Below are 15,419 nucleotides of genomic sequence, written 5' to 3'. Positions count from 1 at the left end.
TTTTAAATTTTTAAATTATGCTTTATTTTTGCTTAATTTTCAAGAAAAATTATATTTTAAACTGAACTTTTAAAATTTCTTTTAATTCATTTATCGCTTTAATATTTTCTTGAATTTTAAATGGTTCTTTAAAAGCAAAATCGATCGTTTTATCAAGATGTAAATAACAATGTTCAGGCTTATTAAAAGCTCCAAAAGCAACCTTTAAAAGCAAATTCTCATCTTGTTTGTAGATGCTTTCAAAATGCAAGAAAAAATCATCTTTTTTTATAGTAATATTTTTAAAGTTCTGCTCTATTTTTTTCAAATCTTCTTTAGAAAATTCAACCGATGAGAGATTAAATTCATTTAACTCATAGTTTCTACACTCTTGATTAAAATTCCACACCCAAAGATCATATATATTTTTTTCTTGCTTTTTCCATCTATCTTCATATTTGCTTGAAATTTCTAAATTTTCATTTTTTCTAAGACTAAATTTTGGAACAGGAAAAGTCAAAAATTGTTCTAGAGTAAAATTAAAATACTCAAAACTATCTGTTCTAAGTTCAAAACGACCATTTTGGGTTAAAACCCTAGCACATTCTTTGCAAAAATCTTTCCCAATAACTCGCCTATGAGGCTTTTTGTCCCAAGGAACAGGAAAATGTAGAAAAATCTTTTCAACTGATTTTGATTTTAATACACTCAATAACAATCTCGCATCACTTTGGATTAGCAAAATATTATTTACATTTTGTGCTTTAGCAAGTTTAGCCACTTGAGTTAAAGCTGGGTTGTAAATTTCCACCCCTAAAATTAAAACATTTGGATTTTCTTTTGCTTGATAAAGCAAATGTCTTCCTGATCCAAAGCCTATTTCTATATAAATTTTACCTTGAAGCTTAGACAAAAGCTCATCAAAATTATCAACGATAAATGGTGTTTTTTCAATTAAAGCATTGTTTTTAAGTCCAAAAGCTTCATTGATAATATCCTCACAAAAACCTTCTTTAAAGATTTTTAAAGCCTTTTGCAAATAACCTATTTTAGAAGGTTTTGTATGTTTGTCGCCTTTAATCACAAAATCATTTTGTGCTTTTTTAATCTGCAGAAAAAAACTCTCTTCTTGAACCTTTGTATAAATAAGACTAACATTATCATTCTTAGCAAGCCAAAGAAATTCAACATCATCCTTACTATAAGGCAGATTTATTTCTTTGATCTTTTTACTTTTAAAATTTGGCACTACTGAGCCGCCTTAACTTTGCTTGAAGGTTCTGAACGAAGTCCAGCTGAATCAATAGCAATAACTTCATAACTATATTCCACCCCTGGTAAAGCTTTTACATCTTTTAATCGCTTTTCTTTAATGCCTTTAAAAACTGCATTTTGCTCCCCACCATAGCGTCTTATTTCATACTCAACAGCTCTAGTATCATTATCACTCCATTCTAAATTTATCCCTTCACTTGTGCTTTGGGTCAAAATAATACTAGGAGCCAAAGGGTTGCCTAAAGTTTTACCTTCTACACCATCTTTTGGCATAGGACTTTCAAGACCATCTTTATCGACCATTGTTACTTTATAATACTTGCTTTTACCTGCTCCTTCTACTATATCCTCATAAGAATTTTTATCAGTCTTTGCCAAAACATTAAAAGGAAGGAAACTTGAGCTCGTAGAATAAACTTTATAATAAGAAAAATCTTTATATGCAGGAGCATCCCAAGTTAAAATGATTTTATTAGAACCATCTGTACTAGCACTTAAATGCTCAACTTGAGGAGGTAAAGCCTTGCTTGTAGAACTTACAACTTGACTTGGCTCACTCTTTATCCCATTAAAACTCACAGCAATAATTCTATAACTTGAATTTTCATTAGGTTTTAAATCACTATCGATGTATTCAGCGTTTAAACGATTTTTTACTTCTGCAATTTTTTTAAATTCTTTATCATCACCTTTGGTTCTTTCAATAATATAAGAATCAACCCTAAAATCAGGATGCGGACGCCAAATAAGTTTAATACGATTAGGCAAATTAGTCACAGCTTGAACAAAAGGAACAGCTTCAAGTCTTGGAGCTGTGCTCACTTCTATAACCTTGCCATCTTCTGAAATTTGTCCTTGCTCATTAAAGCTTTTCATCATATAACGATACTTAGTACCAGGCTCTAATTTAGTATCTACATAATGGGTTTGAAACTTATCTTTAATAGTGCCTACAAGTTTAAAATCAGGATTTTCATCACTAGAACGATACAAATAAAATCCTTTAATATTTTCATTATATAAAGGCTCCCATTCAAAAGCAATATTACTCATATCACTAAGACTTTTTAAACTTTCAACCTTTGGCAAGCTTTCATTTACAGCAGGCTCTTTACTTGAAGCTAGCGAATTCATTTGCGAAACACTACAAGCGCTAAGCAAAAGAGTTAAAAAACTCAAGTAAAAACTCAAGCGAAATCTTTTCATCATTCTCTCCTAAATTAATTTGTTCAAACATAATATTTTTAAAATCTTCCATCAAAGGTGCTTTAACAAAAATTTGTTCTTTGGTTTTTGGATGGATAAAATACAAAAAATAAGCATGTAACATTATCCTACAATCATACTTACCCTTATAACCATACAAACTATCACCTAAAATATAGCGATTTAAACTAGCCAAATGCGCTCTAATTTGATGAGTTCTTCCTGTAAAAAGCTTAGCAGCCATCAAAGTTAAATTTTCAGTTTTTACTACATTTATAAAAGCTGATTTTGCGTTTTTACTGAATTTATTTTCCTTATCTATGGCTATTTTTTTAATAGCATTAGAAGGCGAACGCATTAAAAATTTTTCTACTATAATTTTATCTTCTTTTAGTGGCAAATCAATTAACGCAAGGTAAATTCTTCCCATGCTTTTATCTGCAAGCTGTTCACTTAATTTTTGATGGGTGAAATTATTTTTCGCTATTAGTATAGCTCCGCTTGTATCTTTATCTAATCTATGGACAAGACCAGCTCTTATCTCTCCTCCTAAATTTGATAAAGTATATTTTTTTTCTATTAACCAATCCACTAAAGTGGCATTTTTAACGCTACTTGCTCCATGAACGACTAAATTTGAAGGTTTATTTAAAACAAGCAAGTCTTCATCTTCGTATAACACATCAATATCAAAATCCACTTCAAACTGAGGTTTTATCTCATTGCAAAGCTTTAAACTTGCAATAGAAATAATATCACCATTTTTAAGCTTAAATGAATTTTTATCTTGAATTTTATCATTAACCTGTACACAATCTTTTTCTATAAGTAAAGCAACTTGATTGCGACTTTGGTTTAATTTTTTAGCCAAAAATACATCAAGCCTTGAATTTTCATCTACTAAAAAAGTTTGCATTTTTTCCTTAGAGGTTTTGATAAATTTAAAATTTTAGTTTATAATTATAGCTTTATATTACCAACTGAAGGCAAATTTTGTTTAGATTAGATAGAAGAATTTTAACTCATTTTGACTATATGCAACCCATTTTATTTTTACCCATAATTCTTATTTCATTTTTCTTGATCTTTGAAGCTAATCCTTTTTTAGCAGAAAAACAGTTTGTTTATGCCTGTGTGGGATTGTTTGCTTTTATGGTTTTTTTCTTCTTTCCCATAAGGAAATTTATTTGGATTATTCCTGTTGCTTATTGGATTAATATTTTTTTATTACTAAGCGTAGATATTTTTGGGGTTGAAAAATTAGGTGCTAAAAGATGGCTTGAAATTCCTTTTACTCACTTTACTATACAACCTTCTGAAATTTTTAAACCTAGTTTTATTTTAATGCTTGCCTATCTTATTTATCAAAATCCTCCTCCAAAAAATGGATACAAACTTAAACAATTCATCAAACTTAGCTTTTACATCATCTTGCCTTTTTTGCTAATTGCAAAAGAACCTGATTTAGGAAGTGCTATGGTTTTACTACTTGTTGGTTTTGGAGTGCTTTTTATCATGGGAGTTCATTATAAAATTTGGTTAAGTATTGTTATAGCTATAAGTGTTAGCTCTCCTATTATTTATACACATCTTTTAAAACCCTACCAAAAGCAAAGAATTCATGATTTTATTTCAGAAAAACCAAGTTATCAAGTAACCCAATCAATGATAGCTATTGGAAATGGTGGTTTAACTGGAAAATCTCAAGATGAAGCTACGCAAACTCATTTTAAATTTTTACCTATTTCAACTAGTGATTTTATTTTCGCTTACATGATAGAAAGATTTGGATTTATTGGGGGATTGACATTAATTATATTTTATATTTTACTTATTTTTCATCTACTTAGTTTAAATTATAAACTTAAAGATGATTATTTTGCTAGAGTTGCTATTAATTGTGTTGCATTATTTATTTTTATTTATGCGGCAGTAAATATTTCAATGACTATAGGTTTTGCACCAGTAGTTGGGATCCCTTTGCCTTTTTTTAGTTATGGTGGAAGTTCTTTTACTATTTTTATGATTTTTTTTGGAATTTTACAGCATTTAATCACTTTTAGATATTTTTGGACGGATATAAAGGCTAAATAAAATATTTTTAAGCATTAATAAGATATAATTTTATCTTTTAATTCAACTTAGGCGGATTTATAGCTCAGTTGGTTAGAGCAACCGGCTCATAACCGGTTGGTCGCAGGTTCGAGTCCTGCTAAATCCACCATTCTACATATAAGCTATAGACTCTTTCTTTAAAAAATAACTTTTAGTTCTTTAAATATTTCAATCTTATATAAAAAAAGTATGTGATGTGATTTTTTGAAAGATAAAGTGGTGGTTAGAGGCAGAATCGAACTGCCGACACGCAGATTTTCAGTCTGCTGCTCTACCGACTGAGCTATCCAACCACAATGTTTGATAAAGTAAAGTTTGATAAAGTAAAAATGTAATTGTATCTTTTTTTCTTTAATTTAAGTTTAAATACAAAAATAAAATTTTATTTCCCTTAAAGTTTTAATAAGATAGAATACCCGCTTTAGATCATTATCAAATGGAAATTTTTTGAAACAATTTGGACTAGATAGACGAACTTTTAAAATTTTACTAGCTGGTTATATTATTATTGCATTGTTTGGGGCTTTATTGCTACATTCAAGCTGGGCACATACAACTCCTATTGATTTTTTAGATGCCTTTTTTACAAGCACATCTGCTGTTAGTATGACAGGATTAGTAGTTAAGAACACTGCGGTTGATTTTACCTTAGCAGGACAAATTATTATCTTAGCTTTGGTGCAAATTGGAGGCTTGGGATATATGGGTATAGGTTTATTTGTTTATATACTCATACGCAAAAAAGTTGGTTTTAGTGCAAGAAATTTACTAAAAGAGTCTTTATTTTATCCATCAATGGATGGTTTATTTAAATTTTTTAAAAAGGTTTTGCTGTTCATTTTTACTATAGAATTGATAGGTGCTATACTTCTCACCATGCGTTTTACCCTTGAAATGAATTTTAAGAAAGCTTTATGGTTTGGAATTTTTCATTCTATTAGCGCTTTTAATAATTCTGGATTTACTATATTTGAACATGGACTTATAGCTTATAAACATGATATAGCAATTAATCTTATTATCACTTCTTTGATTATTATTGGAGGGCTTGGATATTTTGTTTTGGTTGAATTATACTTTTTTCAAAGAAAAAAATTGCAAAATTTAAGCCTACATACAAAAATGGTTGTTGTTGCAAGTATTCTTCTTATTTTCTCTTCAACGCTTATTATTTTTGCTTTTGAATACTCAAATCCTCAAACTATAGGACATTTTTCATTTTTTGATAAAATTTTAAGCTCATATTTTATCGCTATTAATTACCGCACAGCAGGATTTAATACCTTAGATATGGGACATTTGCATGATGCAAGCTTATTTTTTGGATCATTGTTTATGGTTATTGGTGGTGCACCAGGTGGAACAGCTGGGGGTATGAAAGTAACAACTGTAATGGTTTTATTGCTCTATGCTTATTGGAGTATCCGCGATGGAAGAGTTAGAATTTTTGGACATGAAATTCCAAGAGAAACTATATCTAAAGCTTTTATTATAGCTGTAGGTTCAGCTGTTTATATAGTAATAGCTGTTATTTTGCTTTCCTTGCTAGAGTCAAAATTTGATTTTATAGCCTTGCTTTTTGAAACTTCTTCGGCTTTTGCAACCGTAGGAATTTCAGTAGGAAATGGTGGAACTTTATCTTTATGCGCTTTGTTTAGTGATCCTAGCAAGGTGATTATCATCATTATGATGCTAAGTGGTAGGATAGGTGTTTTTGCTTTTTTACTCTCGGTATTCAAACAAGACAAAGCTATTCATTTAAAATTCCCTGAAGGAAAGGTTAATTTATAAAGGTAAAATCGTGAAAAATCTTAATTATGGAATCATAGGACTTGGAAAATTTGGATCAGTTGTAGCAGATGAACTCATTGCTGGAGGTCATACTGTTATCGTTGCGGATAAAGATGAGGAAGCTTTAAAAAGTATACAAAATCCTCCAAGCTATGCTTATATTTTAGATTCTACAAATATTTCAGCCCTAAAAGAAGCAGGCTTTCATGATGTTGAAGTTGTTATTGTTAGCATAGGAGAAAATGTTGAAAAATCAATCCTTACTCTTATGGCGCTTAAAGATATAGGTGTTAAAAATATCATTGCTAAAGCAACCTCTAATATCCATGGTCAAATTCTTTCTAAGTTAGGTGCAACAAAGGTTATTTATCCTGAAAAAGAAAGTGCTAAAAGACTAGTAAAAGAATTTTTAACTAAAGATGCTGATTATGAAGTTTTTGATCTTTCAGCAAATACTATACGAGCTATTAAGATCAATATAGATGAAAAATTAGCAGGAAATTCTTTAAAACATGTAGCACAAAATATGAAAGTGATTTCTTATAAAAAATTAAATAGCGACTGGGAAATACTACCTGATTTAGAAACCACGACAGTTTATAGTGGAGATGTTGTAATACTCCTTGGAACAGTTAAAGAACTTAGAGAATTTGAACACTAAGCAAGATTTAAAGCCTTACAAGCCTTTACAAAACGCTTTAAGGCTGTTTTTTCTTTGGTAGAAATTTTATGATATATAACTTCATCTAAATAATATCTAACATCTTTTATATCTAAATCCCTTGTTTTGGCATAATTTTGCAGTATATAATAAGGAATTTTAATCTTTGTTTTTGGAAATTTTTTCAAAATTTGTTTATATAAAGCTTTTTTTTGCACACAAGAAAATCTAGCAAAAACAAAAGGCGATCCTGTTTTTTCGTGCCATTTTGCACATAAATCGATATATTTAGAAGGATCTTTTAGATAAAGCTTTAAAGCCTTATCACCTATAATTACTTTTCCATCTTGTTTTAATACTTTAGCCAGAGCGTTTGAAGTTGCTGAACTTGGATCTTTGGCATTTGATGTATTTTTTTCTACTAATACACTTAAAACTCTTTTATTAGCACAAATACCCAAATCTAAATTTTTATATTTTTTTCTAGCACTTTCTATGCTTGAAATGATAGCTGCATCAATTCTTCTATAAAATAAATCTTTATTTAGCTTACTTGGAACTCCTTTTTTATACTCCATACTTGCTTTATAACCATTAGGTAGGGGATATTTCTTAAGATATATATGTAAAGGTAAAAGATTAATATAATCAATTTTTCCAAAAATCATCTCTTTTAAAGAGTGTTAAACACTCTATCTCCTGCATCTCCAAGCCCTGGGATAATATAACCTTTTTCATTTAAACCTTCATCAATACAAGCCACAAAAACTTCTACATCATCATGCATTTGGCTAAATTTTTTCAAACCTTGTGGAGCAACAAGTATGGATATAAATTTTATTTTTTTAACTCCTTGGCTTTTTAAAAAATTACAAGCATCTATAGCAGTCCCACCTGTAGAAAACATAGGATCTATAACAATAGCAGTGCGTTTTTTTGCATCTTTGGGAAGTTTTTGAAAATAAAAATCCGCCTTTAAAGTTTCTTCATTTCTCACAAACCCCAAAAACCCAACACTTGCATCAGGAATCATCTTAAAAACACTTTCAAGCATTCCTAATGCAGCTCTTAAAATAGGACAAATCATAATCTTTTCATCAAGTTTTTTTACTATAGTTTTTTGTATAGGTGTTGAAATTTCAATTTCTTTTAAAGAAAAATCTTTACTCGCTTCAAAAAGCAAAAAAGATGAAATTTCATCGATTAACATACGAAATTGAAAGGGCTTTGTCTCTTTAGCCCTTAAAATTCCTAATTTATGTTCGATCAATGGATGATTGATACAATGAATATTTTTCATTTTAAGCTTTCAAAATAAGCTTTCTCATCAAAATTTTTCACCTTAGCCACACCATCTTTTACCGCAGCTGCTGCTACAGCTGTACTTACTGCAGCTTTTACTCTTTCATCAAAAGGTTTTGGTATAACATAATCTCTTCCAAATTCTAAAGTGCTTAAATTATAAGCTTTTTTAACCGCATCGCTTACAGGAAGTTTTGCAAGATCTGCTAATGCTTTAGCAGCCGCTACTTTCATATTTTCAGTGATTTTACTTGCACGCACATCTAAAGCCCCACGGAAAATAAAAGGAAAACCTAAAACATTATTGATTTGATTTGGATAATCACTTCTTCCTGTTCCTACAATCGCATCTTTTCTAAGTCTAGCTACATCTTCAGGCATCACTTCAGGAATAGGATTTGCCAAAGCAAAAATCACAGGATCTTTTGCCATGCTTAAAACCATTTCATCATCAAGAATTTTTGGTGCACTAAGTCCTAGGAAAACATCAGCTCCTTTTAAAACTTCTTTTAAAGTCTTTTCCTTAGAATCAACAGCAAATTCAAGCTTTTGAGGAGTTAAATCATTTCTATCTTTAGAAATCACTCCTTTGCTATCTACTAAAATAATATTTTCGACCCCTAAATTTCTATACATTTTAGCACTTGCTATACCTGCGGCACCTGCACCACTTACAACTACTTTGATGTCTTTAAATTTTTTACCACTTATTTCCATAGCATTCATAAGTCCCGCAGTTGAAATAATAGCCGTTCCATGTTGATCATCATGCATTACAGGAATTCCTAAATCTTGCAAAGCCGCTTCAATTTCAAAACATTTTGGCGCAGCAATATCTTCTAAATTGATCCCGCCCACAGTTGGAGCCAAAGACTTGCAAAAATTTACAATCTCTTCTATACTATGAACATCAATTTCTATATCATAAGCATTGACATTTGCAAATTTTTTAAACAAACAAGCCTTACCTTCCATAACAGGTTTTGAAGCCTGTGCTCCTATGTTTCCAAGTCCTAAAACAGCAGAACCATCACTAACTATAGCTACTAAATTAGCCTTATTTGTATAAGTATAAGCAAGCTCATTATCTTTAGCGATTTCAAGGCAAGGTTCTGCAACTCCTGGGCTATACGCCAAAGATAGATCATGGCTTGTAGCCATTGGCTTACTTGGTACAATATCAATTTTCCCACCTAAATGGTATTTTAAAGCTTCTTCTTTTAAATTCATTTTATTTTCCTCTAACTTTTAAAAAATTTTCTATTCTTTTTTTGCACTCATCAACCTCTAAAAATTCTAATACTTCAAAAATACTAGGACTTACCGCACTCCCTGTTAAAGCTATGCGTATAGGCTGAGCCAAATCTTTTAACTTTGCTTCTTTTTTTTCTAAAAAATCATTTGTAAAATCTTCAAAATCTTTACCTGTTTTTTGATCTTTAAGTGTATTAGCAAATGCTTGGAGCAATTCTAAATTATTTTTGTTAATAAATTTTTGTACTGCATTTTCATCATAATTTTGCGGCGCATTAACTATACTTTTTGCACCATTGATAATATCATGCAAGGTTTTTGCACGCTCTCTTAATAAATCAAGTAAAAATCCTGCCTTTTCATAAACAGATAAATCAAAGCCAAGATCCTTAAGCTGACGGTTAATCTCTTCAAAAGGCAAAGTTTTAATATAATGAGCGTTAAGCCATTCAAGCTTTTTAGCATTATAACAAGATGCGCTTTTATTAATATGATAAGGGTCAAAAAGTTTTTTCAAATCTTCTAATGAAAAAACCTCATCATCACCATGGCTCCAACCTAAACGCACAAGAAAATTAAGCAAAGCTTGAGGTAAAATTCCCATTTCTTTGTATTCCATAACATCAGTTGCCCCATGTCTTTTTGAAAGCTTTTTACCATCTTCTCCATGTATCATAGCCACATGAAAAAATTTAGGAATTTTAAAACCCAATGCCTCATAAAGCACAATTTGTTTAGGAGTATTTGAAAGATGATCATCTCCGCGAATCACATCACTTACCCCCATTAAAGCATCATCAATAACAACAGTAAAATTATAAGTTGGAGTTCCATCACTTCTTGCAATGATAAAATCATCCATTATATCCTCTGCTTTAAATCTCACCTCGCCTTTAACCCCATCTTCAAAAACAATCTCACCGCTTTGAGGTGCTTTAATACGCACAACAGGCTCTATACCCTGAGGTGGCGTGCCTGTAAATTCTCTATATCTTCCATCATATCTTGGGCGCTCTTTGGCAGCTTCTTGCTTGGCGCGCAATTCTTCTAATTCTTCTTTACTCATATAACAATAATACGCTTTACTTTCATCTAAAAGCTTTTTAACATATTCTTTATAAAGATCAAAACGCTCTGATTGGTAAGTTACTTCTCCATCATGTTCTAAACCGCACCATTTAAAAGCTTCAATAATTGCTTTAGTAGCTTCTTTGGAATTTCTTTTTAAATCCGTATCTTCAATACGAAGTAAAAAATTTCCACCATTTTTTCTAGCGTATAAATAATTATAAAGAGCTGTTCTAAGTCCACCTATGTGCAAATACCCTGTTGGGCTTGGAGCAAAACGCGTTGTAAGTTTTTCGTGCATTTTTTGCCTTTTCTTAAATTTTTATTGATATAATGCGATATTTATACTTAAATAAAGGTTTGAAATGAAAAAAATTTTATTAAGTTTTGCATTTTTTGCAAGTTTAGCTAGTGCAAATACCATTAATGCTATAGCTGTAGTTGTAGATAAAGAGCCTATCACAACTTATGATATAGATCAAACTATGAAAGCGCTTAAAATTGATAGAAATAAAGCTTTAGGCGTACTCATCAATGAAAAAATGGAAATTTCACAAATGAAACAACTAGGTATTGTAGTCAATGATCTAGAGCTTGATGATGCTATAAATAAAATGCTTGCTCAAAACAAAACGACTTTAAATGCTTTCAAAGCAAATTTAAAATCCAAAAATCAAAGCTATGAACAATTTCGTGCAAATTTTAAAAAAGATTTAGAAAAAAGAAAGCTTTATGAAAAAATCGCAAGTATGGCAAAAACTGATTTTAGTGATGATGGAGCAAAAAAATTTTTCGAACAAAATAAAGATAAATTCACTTTTTATACACAAATTAATGCAAATATTTATCTATCAAACAATCCTCAAACTTTAGAAAATATCAAAAATACAAAAAAAACAATCCTTAAACCACAAAATGCATCTTTAAACACAAGTAATGCCGATCCAAGACTTTTAGGGCTTTTATCACAAATTCCTGTTGGAGGCTTTTCCCCTGTTTTAAATGGAAAAAATGGCTATGAACTCTATGAAGTTAAAAGCAAAGATGGGGCACAAACTCCTGAATATGAACAAGTTAAAAATGAAGTTTTAAACGCTTATGTAAGCGAACAAAGACAAAATTTCATACAGGATTATTTTGATAAACTCCGCTCTAAAATCAATATAGAATATTTAAGATAAAAATTACAATTAAAATTTCCCTTTAATAGGGAAATTTTAATGTCTTGCAAGATAATTTGTATCGTAATTATTATTAATAAAATCAGGATTTTCCATCATAGAAAGATGAAAATCTTTGGTTGTTTTTATCCCACTTATAAGCAACTCATCTAAAGCTACTTTCATTTTTGCAATAGCTTTATTACGATCTTCTGCCCAAACTACAAGTTTGCCTATCATAGAATCATAATAAGGAGGCACGCTATAGTCTTGATAACAATGACTTTCCATTCTGACATTGCGTCCTGCTGGTGGAATGTATTTAGTAATCTTACCTGGACTTGGCAAGAAAGTTTTGGAATCTTCGGCTGTGATTCTACATTCTATAGAATGCCCATTTAATTTAATACTTTCTTGAGATGGTAAAGCATAACCTTCTGCTACTTTAATCATTTGTTCTATGATATCAATCCCACTTACCATTTCACTTACACAGTGTTCAACTTGCAAACGCGTATTCATTTCTATAAAATAAAAATCCAAATTTTTATCTACCAAAAACTCAAAAGTTCCCGCACCTTCATAGCCTATAGCTTTAGCCGCTTTAACAGCAGTTTCATGAAGCCTAGTGCGTGTTTTTTCATCAAGTAAAATTGCAGGGGACTCTTCTATAAGTTTTTGATGGCGTCTTTGCATAGAACAATCTCTTTCGCCCACATGGATCACATTACCAAAACTATCTCCTATAACCTGCACTTCTATATGGCGTGGATTTTGTATGTATTTTTCCATATACATAGTTCCATCACCAAATGCTGTCATAGCCTCGCTTTCAGCCGACCAATACGCTTTTTCAAGATCTTTTTCATTTTCAACCACACGCATACCACGACCACCACCACCTGCGGCTGCTTTTAAAATCACAGGATAGCCTATTTCTTTGGCAAGTTTTTTAGCTGCTTCAGCTCCGGCTAAAGCTCCATCACTTCCTGGGATTACAGGTACGCCTGCTCTTTGCATTACTTGTTTAGCTTTTGATTTATCACTCATTAAATTCATAGCTTCTACAGAAGGACCTATGAATTTAATGTTATGTTTAGCACAAATTTCAACAAAATTTTGATTTTCGCTTAAAAATCCATATCCTGGAAAAATCGCATCTGCTTCAGCAATTTCAGCTGCTGTAATAATAGCTGGGATATTTAAATAGCTTTCAGAACTTCTTGCTTTGCCTATACAAATGCTTGCATCAGCGTATTTTAAATACAAAGCATCTTTATCTGCTTCAGAGTACACACAAATTGCTTTTTTACCCATTTCTTTAATCGTTCTTAAAGCACGCAGTGCTATTTCTCCACGATTAGCAATTAATATGCTTTTAATTTCCATTTTATAATTTCTCCACCGCAAATAAAGGCATTCCAAATTCTACAGGCTGACCATCAGCAACTAAAATTTCAGCGATCCTACAATCAAATTCCGCTTCAATTTCATTCATGATTTTCATCGCTTCGATAATAGCTATAGTATCGCCTTTTTTAACCGTACTACCTACTTTTACAAAAGGTGCTGCACCTGGACTTGGAGCTTGATAGAAAGTTCCTACCATAGGGCTATTTATACTTGGTTTGTTTGATTTTACACTTTGACTAGGTTGAGCTTCGTTTACAACGCTTACATTGATAGGTTGTGGAGCTGGAACTGGAGGACAAACAGGAGCTGGAACATCGCAGCACATATCTCTTTCAAGTTCTATTTCAAAACCATCTTGTTCTTTGATCTTAATTTTACTAATATTTGCTTCAGCAAAAAGGTTTACTAACTCTTTAATTTCTTCTTTTGTCATAAAATTCTCCTACAAAATTTAAGAACTTAACCTTGTATTATATAAAAAAACTTGAAATTTAACTTTAAAAAAGAAAAAAATCATAAAAAATATAGATTTTTTAGGTTATAATCCTTACAAACAATTACAAATATTAAAAGGTTAAAAATGGGCTTAAAAGCGGATAATTGGATAAGAAAAATGGCATTAGAACACAAGATGATCGAACCATTTTGCGAAGCAAATATAGGAAAAGGTGTGGTAAGCTATGGACTTTCAAGCTATGGTTATGATATACGCGTAGGGCGTGAGTTTAAAATTTTTACCAATGTTAATTCAACTGTAGTGGATCCAAAAAATTTCGTAGAAGAAAATGTAGTAGATTTTGAAGGTGATGTATGTATAGTTCCTGCAAATTCTTTTGCCCTAGCTAGAACTATAGAGTATTTTAAAATGCCTGATGATGTCTTAGCTATTTGTCTTGGCAAAAGCACTTATGCAAGATGTGGTATCATCGTCAATGTTACCCCTTTTGAACCAGGTTTTGAAGGACATATTACTATAGAAATTTCAAATACTACGCCTTTACCTGCAAAAATTTATGCTAATGAAGGCATAGCACAAGTGTTGTTTTTACAAGGTGATGAAAAATGTGACACCACTTATAAAGATAAAAAAGGCAAGTATCAAGCTCAAACGGGCATAACCTTGCCAAGAATTTTAAAATAGGAACACTTGTTGCTTTAATTTTAAAAAACTTAAGCAAAGGAAGGCAAAATGTTTAACGGAAAAAATATCTTAATCACAGGCGGAACAGGCTCTTTTGGAAAAACCTATACTAAGGTTTTGCTAGAAAATTATAAACCTAATAAAATCATCATTTATTCTCGTGATGAGCTTAAACAATTTGAAATGGCAAGCGTTTTTAACGCTCCTTGCATGCGTTATTTCATAGGAGATGTAAGAGACAAAGAGCGTTTAAGCACTGCTATGCGTGATGTGGATTTTGTTATACATGCTGCTGCGATGAAGCATGTGCCTATTGCTGAATATAACCCTATGGAATGTATAAAAACAAACATCCACGGCGCGCAAAATGTCATAGATGCTTGTTTTGAAAATGGGGTTAAAAAATGTATCGCTCTTAGTACGGATAAGGCTTGTAATCCTGTAAATTTATACGGTGCAACCAAACTTGCAAGCGATAAGCTTTTTGTCGCTGCAAACAACATAGCAGGTAACAAGCAAACACGCTTTGGTGTTACAAGATATGGCAATGTTGTAGGTTCAAGAGGTTCAGTGGTGCCTTTCTTTAAAAAACTCATCAGCGAAGGAGCTAAAGAACTTCCTATCACCGATACGAGAATGACTCGTTTTTGGATCAGCCTTGAAGATGGAGTAAAATTTGTACTGAGTAATTTTGAAAGAATGCATGGAGGAGAAATCTTTATCCCTAAAATTCCTTCGATGAAAATCACCGATCTAGCCCATGCTCTAGCTCCTAATTTAAGCCATAAAATCATAGGCATAAGAGCAGGAGAAAAACTACATGAAATCATGATTTCAAGCGATGATAGTCATTTAACCTATGAATTTGAAAACTACTATGCCATAAGCCCTAGCATTAAACTTGTAGATAAAGATAATGACTTTAGTATCAATGCCCTAGGCGAAAAAGGACAAAAGGTAAAAGATGGTTTTTCTTATAGTTCGGATAATAATCCTTTATGGACAAGCGAAAAAGAACTTTTAGAAATCATCAATCACACCGAAGGTTTTTAAA

At 31.4% G+C, this 15,419-nt stretch carries 15 protein-coding genes and 2 tRNA genes; 7 read left to right on the top strand and 10 right to left on the bottom strand.

All coding sequences use genetic code 11. The annotated features are described in order from the left end of the window. Window positions 1-49: 49 nt before the first annotated feature. From trmB to FBF10_RS04000, 3 genes are read right to left on the bottom strand one after another with little or no spacing between them, the layout of a single operon-like run. A complete protein-coding gene (gene trmB / locus FBF10_RS04010) occupies window positions 50-1,228 on the bottom strand; it encodes a tRNA (guanosine(46)-N7)-methyltransferase TrmB (RefSeq protein WP_002887891.1) in 1,179 nt (392 codons plus the stop codon). After that, a complete protein-coding gene (locus tag FBF10_RS04005) occupies window positions 1,228-2,463 on the bottom strand; it encodes a fibronectin type III domain-containing protein (RefSeq protein ID WP_075912963.1) in 1,236 nt (411 codons plus the stop codon). Before FBF10_RS04005 ends, trmB begins: the two co-directional genes overlap by 1 nt. Further along, window positions 2,408-3,376 (bottom strand): RluA family pseudouridine synthase, encoded by a 969-nt coding sequence (locus tag FBF10_RS04000; protein ID WP_002858282.1) that lies wholly within the window; start codon window positions 3,374-3,376, stop codon window positions 2,408-2,410. Before FBF10_RS04000 ends, FBF10_RS04005 begins: the two co-directional genes overlap by 56 nt. A 77-nt stretch (window positions 3,377-3,453) precedes the next feature. Here FBF10_RS04000 and FBF10_RS03995 point away from each other — a divergent pair, with 77 nt between their 5' ends. Beyond that, complete coding sequence (locus FBF10_RS03995) at window positions 3,454-4,554, top strand: FtsW/RodA/SpoVE family cell cycle protein (RefSeq protein ID WP_002887899.1); 1,101 nt, start codon at window positions 3,454-3,456, stop codon at window positions 4,552-4,554. Between the two features lie 53 nt (window positions 4,555-4,607). Further along, window positions 4,608-4,684 (top strand) — tRNA-Ile (locus tag FBF10_RS03990). A 108-nt stretch (window positions 4,685-4,792) separates the two neighbouring features. On the opposite strand, the gene FBF10_RS03985 is transcribed toward FBF10_RS03990, so the two are convergent. After that, window positions 4,793-4,868: transfer RNA gene (locus tag FBF10_RS03985), tRNA-Phe, on the bottom strand. A gap of 154 nt (window positions 4,869-5,022) precedes the next feature. On the opposite strand from FBF10_RS03985, the gene FBF10_RS03980 reads away from it, so the two are divergent. Both FBF10_RS03980 and FBF10_RS03975 read left to right on the top strand, forming a co-directional pair. Then, window positions 5,023-6,366, top strand: coding sequence for a TrkH family potassium uptake protein (locus FBF10_RS03980; RefSeq protein WP_020247070.1), 1,344 nt, complete (start codon window positions 5,023-5,025; stop codon window positions 6,364-6,366). Between the two features lie 10 nt (window positions 6,367-6,376). Next, complete coding sequence (locus FBF10_RS03975; RefSeq protein ID WP_002853664.1) at window positions 6,377-7,027, top strand: TrkA family potassium uptake protein; 651 nt, start codon at window positions 6,377-6,379, stop codon at window positions 7,025-7,027. On the opposite strand, the gene FBF10_RS03970 is transcribed toward FBF10_RS03975, so the two are convergent. The 4 genes from FBF10_RS03970 to gltX are packed head-to-tail and all read right to left on the bottom strand — an operon-like array spanning window position 7,024 to window position 10,952. Beyond that, entirely contained in the window at window positions 7,024-7,695 is a 672-nt protein-coding gene (locus FBF10_RS03970; RefSeq protein WP_002859328.1) for a menaquinone biosynthetic enzyme MqnA/MqnD family protein, read from the bottom strand. The two genes, FBF10_RS03975 and FBF10_RS03970, sit on opposite strands and share 4 nt — an antisense overlap. A gap of 5 nt (window positions 7,696-7,700) precedes the next feature. Further along, entirely contained in the window at window positions 7,701-8,327 is a 627-nt protein-coding gene (gene upp, locus FBF10_RS03965; protein ID WP_002887902.1) for a uracil phosphoribosyltransferase, read from the bottom strand. After that, on the bottom strand, window positions 8,324-9,559 hold the full coding sequence (locus FBF10_RS03960) for a malic enzyme-like NAD(P)-binding protein (RefSeq protein WP_002859330.1): 1,236 nt from the start codon (window positions 9,557-9,559) through the stop codon (window positions 8,324-8,326). Before FBF10_RS03960 ends, upp begins: the two co-directional genes overlap by 4 nt. A 1-nt stretch (window position 9,560) precedes the next feature. Continuing rightward, a complete protein-coding gene (gene gltX / locus FBF10_RS03955) occupies window positions 9,561-10,952 on the bottom strand; it encodes a glutamate--tRNA ligase (protein WP_002859331.1) in 1,392 nt (463 codons plus the stop codon). Window positions 10,953-11,016: 64 nt separating this feature from the next. Here gltX and salC point away from each other — a divergent pair, with 64 nt between their 5' ends. Next, the gene (salC, locus tag FBF10_RS03950; RefSeq protein WP_002853648.1) at window positions 11,017-11,832 is read left to right on the top strand and encodes a peptidylprolyl isomerase SalC; all 816 of its coding nucleotides are present in this window, start codon (window positions 11,017-11,019) and stop codon (window positions 11,830-11,832) included. Window positions 11,833-11,868: 36 nt separating this feature from the next. Here salC and FBF10_RS03945 read toward each other — a convergent pair whose 3' ends face one another. Continuing rightward, a complete protein-coding gene (locus FBF10_RS03945; RefSeq protein ID WP_002860484.1) occupies window positions 11,869-13,200 on the bottom strand; it encodes an acetyl-CoA carboxylase biotin carboxylase subunit in 1,332 nt (443 codons plus the stop codon). 1 nt (window position 13,201) lies between these two features. Next, the gene (accB, locus tag FBF10_RS03940) at window positions 13,202-13,657 is read right to left on the bottom strand and encodes an acetyl-CoA carboxylase biotin carboxyl carrier protein (RefSeq protein WP_002853623.1); all 456 of its coding nucleotides are present in this window, start codon (window positions 13,655-13,657) and stop codon (window positions 13,202-13,204) included. A gap of 147 nt (window positions 13,658-13,804) precedes the next feature. On the opposite strand from accB, the gene dcd reads away from it, so the two are divergent. Next, window positions 13,805-14,365, top strand: coding sequence for a dCTP deaminase (gene dcd / locus FBF10_RS03935; protein WP_002869981.1), 561 nt, complete (start codon window positions 13,805-13,807; stop codon window positions 14,363-14,365). A gap of 48 nt (window positions 14,366-14,413) precedes the next feature. Further along, window positions 14,414-15,418, top strand: a complete 1,005-nt coding sequence (gene pseB, locus FBF10_RS03930; RefSeq protein WP_002887908.1) for a UDP-N-acetylglucosamine 4,6-dehydratase (inverting) — start codon at window positions 14,414-14,416, stop codon at window positions 15,416-15,418. Window position 15,419 lies beyond the last annotated feature (1 nt).

Origin of the sequence: Campylobacter sp. CFSAN093249 (assembly GCF_011067895.1) — a bacterium.
GTDB lineage: Bacteria > Campylobacterota > Campylobacteria > Campylobacterales > Campylobacteraceae > Campylobacter_D > Campylobacter_D jejuni.
The sequence above is the reverse complement of the archived record's forward strand: the minus strand, read 5'-3'. Positions and strand labels throughout refer to the sequence as shown.

Bases quoted from the DNA above. Each gene is read 5' to 3' on its own strand.
- FBF10_RS04005 (WP_075912963.1), bottom strand. From the start codon at position 2,463: ATGATGAAAAGATTTCGCTTGAGTTTTTACTTGAGTTTTTTAACTCTT.
- FBF10_RS04000 (WP_002858282.1), bottom strand. From the start codon at position 3,376: ATGCAAACTTTTTTAGTAGATGAAAATTCAAGGCTTGATGTATTTTTG.
- FBF10_RS03970 (WP_002859328.1), bottom strand. From the start codon at position 7,695: ATGATTTTTGGAAAAATTGATTATATTAATCTTTTACCTTTACATATA.
- upp (WP_002887902.1), bottom strand. From the start codon at position 8,327: ATGAAAAATATTCATTGTATCAATCATCCATTGATCGAACATAAATTA.
- FBF10_RS03960 (WP_002859330.1), bottom strand. From the start codon at position 9,559: ATGAATTTAAAAGAAGAAGCTTTAAAATACCATTTAGGTGGGAAAATT.
- gltX (WP_002859331.1), bottom strand. From the start codon at position 10,952: ATGCACGAAAAACTTACAACGCGTTTTGCTCCAAGCCCAACAGGGTAT.
- salC (WP_002853648.1), top strand. From the start codon at position 11,017: ATGAAAAAAATTTTATTAAGTTTTGCATTTTTTGCAAGTTTAGCTAGT.
- FBF10_RS03945 (WP_002860484.1), bottom strand. From the start codon at position 13,200: ATGGAAATTAAAAGCATATTAATTGCTAATCGTGGAGAAATAGCACTG.
- accB (WP_002853623.1), bottom strand. From the start codon at position 13,657: ATGACAAAAGAAGAAATTAAAGAGTTAGTAAACCTTTTTGCTGAAGCA.
- dcd (WP_002869981.1), top strand. From the start codon at position 13,805: ATGGGCTTAAAAGCGGATAATTGGATAAGAAAAATGGCATTAGAACAC.
- pseB (WP_002887908.1), top strand. From the start codon at position 14,414: ATGTTTAACGGAAAAAATATCTTAATCACAGGCGGAACAGGCTCTTTT.